This is a genomic window from Mycobacterium sp. 852002-51152_SCH6134967, from assembly GCF_001667105.1.
GTDB classification, from domain to species: Bacteria; Actinomycetota; Actinomycetes; order Mycobacteriales; family Mycobacteriaceae; genus Mycobacterium; species Mycobacterium neumannii_A.
In genome coordinates, this window is the sequence record NZ_LZIK01000001.1 from 12,412 (window position 1) to 20,827 (window position 8,416).

Consider the following 8,416-nt stretch of genomic DNA (forward strand, 5'->3'; position numbering starts at 1 on the left):
ACGGAGGTGGATATGACCGAACGTGACTTGTCCGTGGATTTCTATCGCGTGTCGGCCATAGGACTTGTCGTGGTTGGGCATTGGCTTGCTGCGTCTGCGACCTATCACGACGGTGAATTCGGTCTGCAGAACCTGCTGGAGGAGTTGCCGTGGACGCAGTGGTTGACGTTGCTGTTCCAGGTGATCCCCGCCTTCTTCCTGATGGCTGGTTACGCGAGCGCGGTCTCATGGACGCGTCGGCAGAATGCCGGGGTGGAGCCGCCACAAACGTGGTTGCGGTACCGGCTGTCGAGGACGCTGGGTCCGACTGCGGCGTACGTGGCAGCGGTGTTGATCGTGGTGCTGGTACTGCTCGGAATCGGTGTGGGCAGTTCGAAGTTGGCGTTCGGCGGGTGGGCGGTCGCCTACCACCTGTGGTTCCTGGTCACCTTCGTGCTCGTGATCTTGGCGACGCCTGCGGCGATGGCCGCCGACAACCGATGGGGGCTTGCCGTGCCGGCCGCGTTGGCCATCGCGGTCGGCGCCATCGACGTCGCCTACATCGGCGCCGACGTACCCTACGTCGGCTATCTCAACTATGTGCTGGGTTGGGCGGTGAGTTATCAACTCGGGATCGCTTGGCACAGCGGTAGGTTGGCGGGCTACCGACCGCTAGCGCTGGGAGGGGTCTCGGCCGTTGTGCTGACGGTGCTGCTCGCGTGGGGCCCGTATCCGGTCAGCATGATCGGCATTCCGGGCGAGGACCTGCAGAACACCGCTCCGCCCTCCCTGGCTTTGGTGGCGTTCGCCGCGGCTCAAGCCGGGCTTCTCCTGGCCGCCGCACCGTTCATCGATCGTGGGCTCAAGAGGATCCGCGCGCAGCGTCCGCTGGCGGCGGCCAACAGCGCGGTGATGGGGCTGTACCTGTGGCATATGGTGCCCGTCGTCATCGTGGCACTGGCCGGGTATCCGACGGGGCTCCTGCCTCAACCGCCTCTCGGCACCTCCGAATGGTGGCTGGTTCGCCTGGTCTGGGTTATGGCGATTTCCATTGTGGCGGTGGCGCTGATGACGTTGCTGTGGTGGCAGCGAGCATTGTTCGCCGCGCCGTTGCCCTCCCTTGTGATACCGCTCGGTGGACGCTGGGGTTCCGCGGCCTTGTTCGCCGGGGCGTTGATCGCGTCGGCTGCCACCCTGTTGTTCACGGTCAACGGCTTTGCGCCCGATGGGCGTTTTCCGCTGCTCGCCACGCTGCTGTTCGGCGCCGGTGCGGTGTTGGTCGCCCTCACGCCCCGCGACCGCGGCTCCACCGACGAGTCGACTACAGACCCAGCGACGTCTGCGCCTGCTTGAGGGTCGCCGCAGAACCCTGCAAGCTGAGCAGTTCGGAGACCGACAGCGGCACTTCGAGCACCCGGCCCGCGCCCGCGGCCGTCACGACCGTCGGCAATGACAGGCAGACATCGGTGATCTCATAGGCGCCGCGCTGCACGGTCGACACCGGCAACACCCGGTGTTGGTCGTAGAGGATCGCCTCGATGATCCGGGCGGTCGACAGTCCGATGGCCAGGCTCGTCGCGCCCTTACCGGCGATGACCTCGTAGGCCGCGTTGACGACGGCCGCCGATATCTCGTTACGGGTCGGTTCGTCGAACACCACAGTGCCGTCGATGCGGAAGTTCTCGGCAGGCACCCCGCCGATCGACACGCTCGACCACAGCGGAATCTGCGAATCGCCGTGTTCGCCCACGATGAAGCCGTGCACATTGGCGACGGCGAGATCAGCCTGCTGAGCGATCAGATATCGAAACCTGCTGGAATCCAACACCGTCCCGGACCCGAATATCCGGCCATCGTCAGTGCCCGCCGCCTCGACCGCGGCGTAGGTGACGACGTCGACCGGGTTGGTGACGAACACGATGACCGCGCCGGGTGACTGTTCGAGCAGCTGTGGCGTCAACGCTTGCGCCATCGCAACATTGGTGGTCGCCAAGTCCAGTCGGGTCTGCCCCTCGTCCTGTTTGGCGCCTGCCGTGACGATGATGATCCTCGAACCGGCGGTGATGCCGATGTCATCAGAGCCGATGGTGGGGCAGTGAGGTACGAACTGGCTGCCGTGATTGAGGTCGAGCAACTCGGCGCGGACCTTCTTGGCGTTGATGTCATAGAGCGCCAGGGCACCCGCGGAGCCCCGGATCAGGCAGGCGTAGGCGATCGCGGTGCCGACGCTGCCCATCCCGACGATGCTGACCTTGTTCGACAGCCCCTGCGATGTCTTCCTCATGGCTCCATAGTCGACGATGCGGGCCTGTTCCGGATGGATCCAGACGGAAATAGGACGGAAATGAGCCTGCCGCCGGGCTTTCCGTCCTCCGGCCAGGAGTCAATACAGCGGCCACCAGACCGGAATCACCACCATCGCGACCGCGAACCACGCCACCATCGTGACGATGCCGAGCCGCCAGTAGTCGCCGAAGCGGTAACCACCCGGGTTCAGCACGATCATGTTGGCCGGTGTGGCGATCGGAGTCAGCAGCGATGCCGCACCCGCGAGCGCCACGAGCATCAGCGTCGCGTGCACTGAGATATCGCTGTCGGTGGCCGCAGCCACCGCGATCGGTATCACGACCAACACCGTGGCAACGTTGGAGATGAACTGTCCGAGGACCGCCGTGAGCACGAAGAGCACGGCGAGCAACAGGTAGGGGCTGCGGTTGCCGACCAGATCGACGATCGGACGGGCGATCTGCTCTGCCGCCCCGCTGGCCTGGATCGCAGTGGACAACGGGATCAGCGCACCGATGAGAATGATCGTCTGCCATGGGATTGCGCGGTACACCTGGTCCGTGCGCACCACGCGCGACGCCACCATCGCCAGTGCGGCCAGCAATGCCGCCACCGCCGGCGGCACGATTCCCGTCACGAGTAAAACGATCATCGCCGCGAGAACAGCAAGCGCCCGGGGTGCCGTGCGGTTCAGCGCAACCGTCTGACGCCTCACCTCTTCGGTGGAATCCACGACAAGCAAGCCCGATGATGTCAAGCGGTCGATCGCCGCCCATCGGCCGTGGACCAGGATGGTGTCGCCCTGTGCCAGTTCGACAACGCGGGCGCCCACATCGGAGTTCATCCGGTGCACGGACAGGACGGTGAGTCCGCTCCAGGCGAGCCCGGGGAAAGCCTGCTGCCCCAACCAGTCCGACCGGGGTGGAACCACCAGCTCGGCGAGCCCGGTGTCGGGGCCCAACAGGTCGTCGGATTGTCCACCCGGCAGATGCTCAACCGAGCCCCCCGTGCGTTTCCCAAATGCGGCGACTACCTCGTCGTTCCCGTCCACGGTGAGCACATCTCCCGGCTCGAGCCGGTGATGGTCGTCAACGATCCGACCGCCGCGCGATTGCGCCGCCACCAATATCAGATTCCCGCCGGTCGGCTCCGAGTCTGCACCGTGCGGACTGACAACGTCGCGCACCGGCACACCCACTGCAGCCGACCCCTCATCGATCGTGAGCCGGAAGAGGCGGCGATTCAGCCCCCAGTGCTCCATGAGGCGCGGCAGGTACCCGCTGAAGTCGCTGGGCAGGGTGGTCGACTCCCGCTCCGGCAACAACCGACGGCCGAACACCACCGCAACCAGCACCGTCACGAGCACCAGCGGGACACCGACCAGCGCGAATTCGAAGTAGCCGAACCCGGAACCGCCGTGGTCGCGCGATGCGTCGTAGATGAGGACGTTCACCGGGCTGCCGCCCAGCGTGAGCAGCGCCCCCGCACTGGCGCCAAACGCCAACGGAATCAATACTTTCGATGGCGCGATCCGCGCCCGTCGCGCCACCGACACCGTCACCGGGACTAGTGCCGCGGCCGCACCGTTGACGGTTATCACCGCGCTGACCATTGCGCCGAGAGACATTACGGTGGCCGTCAAGCGGGCGTATGCCCGCCCTGCCAACCGAGTCAGCGTCCGGCTCACCCAGGCGGTGACCCCGGATGCCTCGAGGCCCTCGCTGACCACGAAGAGCGACGCGATGAACACGATCACCGCATCGCCGAATCCGCTGAACAGCGTCCTCGTGTCGACCAGCCCGGTGAAGTACAGCAGCAACGCCACACCGATCGCGACGACCTCGACGGGGAGCCGGTTCCAGATGAACAACACGACGGCGACCCCGACGATCACCAAGCTCAGTGTTGCTTCAGACATTCTGTGGACTTTCGATCGTTTCACCTGCGCTTGTTGTACGGCGTTCCGAGGTGGTCTGACGCACGCTGTGGTCGATTATCGCGGGGATGACCACGACTCCGCGGTGATTTCACGACGCCGCGCGTCGAAAGGCGACCGCTCCAGAACGCCGTATCGTTCGCCGATCACGGCATGCGATCGCCGAGGTGTGGCGATAATGGCGTCATGGCAGCCCATCCTGAGTTCGAGATTGCCCCCTGGGAACTGCGGTGGTCCGGCTTCGATCTCGATTTGCTGCCGGACGTCGAATCGATCTTCGCCCTCTCGAACGGCCACATCGGTCTGCGTGGATCCCTCGACGAGGGAGAGCCGGTTGGCACACCGGGCACGTTTCTGAACGGGTTCTACGAGAACCACGAATTGCCTTATGCAGAAGGTGGATACGGCTATCCCGAGGATGGCCAGACCATCGTGAACGTAACCGATGGAAAGATCATCCAGCTGTTCGTCCAGGACTCGCCGATGGATATGCGCTACGGCAGGGTGGTCGAACACGAACACATCCTCGACTTCCGGACCGGAACGCTGCGCCGCAACACCGTCTGGGCGTCACAGACCGGACGGTGCGTCCGAATCAGCTCCGAGCGCTTGGTCTCGTTCACCCAGCGCGCGGTGGCCGCGATCCGCTACGAGGTGGAGCCGCTGGACTCGTCCTTGGAACTGGCAGTGCAGTCCGACTTGCTGGCCAACGAGGCGGTGGTCACCGCGAGTGACGATCCGCGGCTGGCGGCCGCACTGGATCATCCCCTGGTCGCTGAATTCGCGTTCGCAGAGCGAAGTTCCGCAGTGCTCGTCCATCACACAAGACATTCCGGATTGCGTGTCGCCGCCGGCATGGATCATCAGCTCGACCTTCCGTCCGGCAGCGCGTGCGATATTCGCGCCGAAGACGACCTGGCGCGCATGACCGTCGCGGTCGACGTCGCCAAGGGCCAGGTACTGCGGATGACGAAGTTCATCGCGTACGGATGGTCGAGCAGACGCTCGACGGAGGCGTTGCGGGCGCAGGTGGAGGCCGCGCTCGCGCAGGCGAAACAGACCGGGTGGGACAATCTTCTGTCAGCGCAACGCGAATACCTCGATGCGTTCTGGTCCCACGCCGATATCGAGATCGACGGCGATCCAGAACTCCAACAGGCGATCCGGTACGCGTTGTTCCAAGTGCTGCAGGCGGGGGCCCGCGGTGAAAGCCGACCCATCTCGGCGAAGGGCCTCACCGGAACCGGATACGGCGGACACGCCTTCTGGGATACCGAAATCTACGTGCTGCCCATGCTGATCCACACCATGCCGGAAGCGGCGGCCGCTGCACTGCGCTGGCGGCACTCCACGTTGCCGAGCGCCAAGCGACGGGCTCGCGAACTCGCCCATGACGGAGCGATGTTCGCGTGGCGGACGATCAACGGTGACGAGTGCTCCGGCTACTGGCCGGCTGGGACGGCGGCCGTGCACGTGACAGCCGACATCGCCTATGCAACAGCGCAATACGTCGCTGCGACCGGAGACCGGCAATTCGAGAACGACTACGGCGTCGAGCTGCTGGTGGAGACCGCACGCCTGTGGGTCAGCCTCGGTCACCACGATTCAACGGGGCAGTTCCGGATCGACGGCGTCACCGGACCTGATGAGTACACCGCGCTGGTGGACAACAACCTGTTCACCAACTTGATGGCCCAACACAATCTCACCGAAGCCGCCGCCGCCTGTGAGCGCAATCCGGTGGTGGCCCGCCGCCTCGGCGTGAGCGCGGAAGAGACCGCGGTATGGCGCGTCGCGGCCTCGCACATGGTGGTGCCGTTCAACGACGACCTCGAAGTGCACGAGCAGTCGGAGAGCTTCACCCGGATGGCCCTGTGGAACTACGCCGAGACGCCGCCGAGCGCGTACCCGCTTCTGCTGAACTACCCGTACTTCGAGCTGTATCGCACACAGGTCGTCAAGCAGGCGGACCTCACGCTGGCGATGTACTTGCGGGGCGACGCCTTCACTCCGCAGGAAAAGCTGCGCAATTTCGAGTACTACGAAGCGCAGACCGTCCGGGACTCATCGTTGTCGGCCTGCGGACAAGGGGTGCTGGCTGCCGAGGTCGGCCAGCTGCGGCTCGCCTACGACTACCTGGTCGAGACGGCGTTCATCGACCTGCACAACCTCCACGACAACGTGTCCAGCGGGCTGCACATCGCCGCGCTCGCCGGGACGTGGCTGGTCTGCGTGGCGGGCTTCGGCGGAATGCGTTGTCGCGGAGACGAGCTGACGTTCGCCCCCGCACTTCCGCCGGCGCTGAACCGGCTGACGTTCAGGCTCACCTGGCGCAACAGTTGCCTAGCGGTGGAAGTCACCGCGCATGAGGCGACGTATCGCCTTCAGTCGGGTGATCCGGTACACCTCACCCACCACGGTCAGCCGGTGACCGTCGACAACGATGCGGTGGTCCTCCCGCTCCCGAAGCCGCCGCCAGAGCGCGACATCGACTTCCCGACCCACCGCGCGCCGTACCGAAGGGCGTGACGCGCGACGGAAGAGGCTAGAGCGATCCGAGGTCGCCGGGCCGCAGGCCGAGGAAGCGGTACTCGGGCCGCGGGGTGGACAGATCGTTGCCGATCGACCGCTGGTGCCGGAGGAACTCCGCCGTCACCCGCTGGATCGTGGAATTCGGTGGTCGATGAATATTCGCCCGACCCGCCGCAAACGCCCGTACGTCTCCGAAAGGAACGCCGGAAGATCCTGTTCGACGACGGCGAGAATCACCGAGAAGAGATTGGGAGCAACGCCGCAGCCAGGTTATGGCGCCCCCAGCCACCGAATACGGTTCGTCGCAAGTGCCACCTGCCGTCGACCGTAAGCCGTTACGCTGACCACGCGGCAAGCACATCGAACGCCGAGGGACAAGAAGCGTAGAGCGAGCCGAGGGAGGACGCGACGAATCCCGGAACGCCAAAGCCGGTCGACGCTCATCGCGGCAGGGTCGACTTCACCGGCGTGCGTTGGGGATCGGTCGAGTGGACGCTACTGTGCATGCTTTACCTGCGGGCCTGCGAGAGCCGATCGGCCCAACCGATACTGGACGACCAGCTCGCCGCACAGCACGTCGCACGCATCGATTACGACTGGGAGCGTGTCCACCGTGCCGTACGCCCGGCGATCAATCAGTTCGGCGTGGCATTGCGTGGCGCGCAGTTCGACGCACTGGTCACCAACTACCTGGCCGCCCATCAGAATGCCACCGTACTGCATCTAGGTTGTGGATTGCATAGCCGCGCAACACGTTTGACAATACCCCCTGGCGTGAGATGGTTCGACGTCGACTTGCCGCAAGTGATCGCGTTGCGTCGGCAGCTGTACGCCGAGTCCGGTCGCTATCACATGATCGGTTCGTCGGTCACCGACCCGTTGTGGCTTGACCAGATCCCGAAAGGCGGTCCCGCTCTGATCGTCGCAGAGGGTGTTCTGATGTATCTCACGCCGGATGACCTGAAGCGGCTGCTGCCCCAGCTACTCGATCGCTTCGATAGCGGAGAGCTCCTCGCCGACCTCCTGTCGCCCTGGGGACCTCGACTGTCCAGATCGGGCATTATCAAATGGGGCACGCGCGACGGTCGGGAGATCACCCGGTGGGATGCCCGACTACGCCTGATCGACGACAGCTCGGTCATCGCTGGATTCGAAAAAATACCGCTCACGACCCCGCGACTTCTGTACCGGATACAGAGCCTGATCCGCACGACCCGAAATTACGATCGACTCTTCCAATACAGGTTCTAGACCCCCAGCGAAGCGCTCCCGCATGTCCTGGCGTTTGCTAGCTGATGTAACCACAAATCGCGGATCAGCCGCTACTTACGGAGACGACAATTTTTTGCCGAAACTGCATAAGCGCGTCGAGGACGAGTTAGCGTCGAACTGGTTTTACTCAAGCGGGGGTTTGGAGAGAACCGATGAGCGAGCGCCCGTTCGACGACGAAAACGGCAATTTGCTCGTCGTGGTCAACGACGAGGCGCAGCACGGCGTGTGGCCGGCCTTCGCGGCGGTCTCAGCTGGCTGGAGGGTGGTTCACGGGGGAGCGGACCGCGTTACGTGTCTGGACTACCTCGAACAGAACTGGTCTGAAACACGGCTGAAGAGCCTGCGCACGCGGCTCAGGGCACACCAAGCCTGATCTGCTTCCCTTCAATATCTTCTGGAGCGGGGCTCGA

General features: G+C 64.5%; 6 protein-coding genes and 1 pseudogene. 4 read left to right on the forward strand and 3 right to left on the reverse strand.

The window, feature by feature from the left end:
* Positions 1 to 12 precede the first annotated feature (12 nt).
* Positions 13 to 1,332: an acyltransferase gene (locus tag A5790_RS00045; RefSeq protein WP_066840360.1), complete on the forward strand. Its 1,320-nt coding sequence runs from the start codon at positions 13 to 15 to the stop codon at positions 1,330 to 1,332.
* Here the strand turns inward: A5790_RS00045 and A5790_RS00050 are convergent.
* Both A5790_RS00050 and A5790_RS00055 read right to left on the reverse strand, forming a co-directional pair.
* Positions 1,301 to 2,263: an L-lactate dehydrogenase gene (locus tag A5790_RS00050; RefSeq protein WP_066840362.1), complete on the reverse strand. Its 963-nt coding sequence runs from the start codon at positions 2,261 to 2,263 to the stop codon at positions 1,301 to 1,303. The genes A5790_RS00045 and A5790_RS00050 overlap by 32 nt on opposite strands.
* Before the next feature lie 99 nt (positions 2,264 to 2,362).
* Positions 2,363 to 4,183, reverse strand: coding sequence for an SLC13 family permease (locus tag A5790_RS00055; RefSeq protein WP_066840365.1), 1,821 nt, complete (start codon positions 4,181 to 4,183; stop codon positions 2,363 to 2,365).
* A 204-nt stretch (positions 4,184 to 4,387) separates the two neighbouring features.
* On the opposite strand from A5790_RS00055, the gene A5790_RS00060 reads away from it, so the two are divergent.
* Positions 4,388 to 6,730 (forward strand): glycoside hydrolase family 65 protein, encoded by a 2,343-nt coding sequence (locus A5790_RS00060; protein WP_066840367.1) that lies wholly within the window; start codon positions 4,388 to 4,390, stop codon positions 6,728 to 6,730.
* A 31-nt stretch (positions 6,731 to 6,761) separates the two neighbouring features.
* On the opposite strand, the pseudogene A5790_RS25630 reads toward A5790_RS00060, so the two are convergent.
* Positions 6,762 to 6,857, reverse strand: a pseudogene (locus A5790_RS25630) (DUF2237 family protein); the annotation flags it as partial.
* Positions 6,858 to 7,237: 380 nt separating this feature from the next.
* On the opposite strand from A5790_RS25630, the gene A5790_RS00065 reads away from it, so the two are divergent.
* Together A5790_RS00065 and A5790_RS00070 are read left to right on the forward strand one after the other, a co-directional pair.
* Positions 7,238 to 7,984 carry a class I SAM-dependent methyltransferase gene (locus tag A5790_RS00065; RefSeq protein WP_082961499.1) on the forward strand — a complete coding sequence of 249 codons (747 nt, stop codon included), beginning with the start codon at positions 7,238 to 7,240 and terminating at the stop codon, positions 7,982 to 7,984.
* A gap of 173 nt (positions 7,985 to 8,157) precedes the next feature.
* A complete protein-coding gene (locus tag A5790_RS00070) occupies positions 8,158 to 8,379 on the forward strand; it encodes an MbtH family protein (RefSeq protein ID WP_066840373.1) in 222 nt (73 codons plus the stop codon).
* Positions 8,380 to 8,416 lie beyond the last annotated feature (37 nt).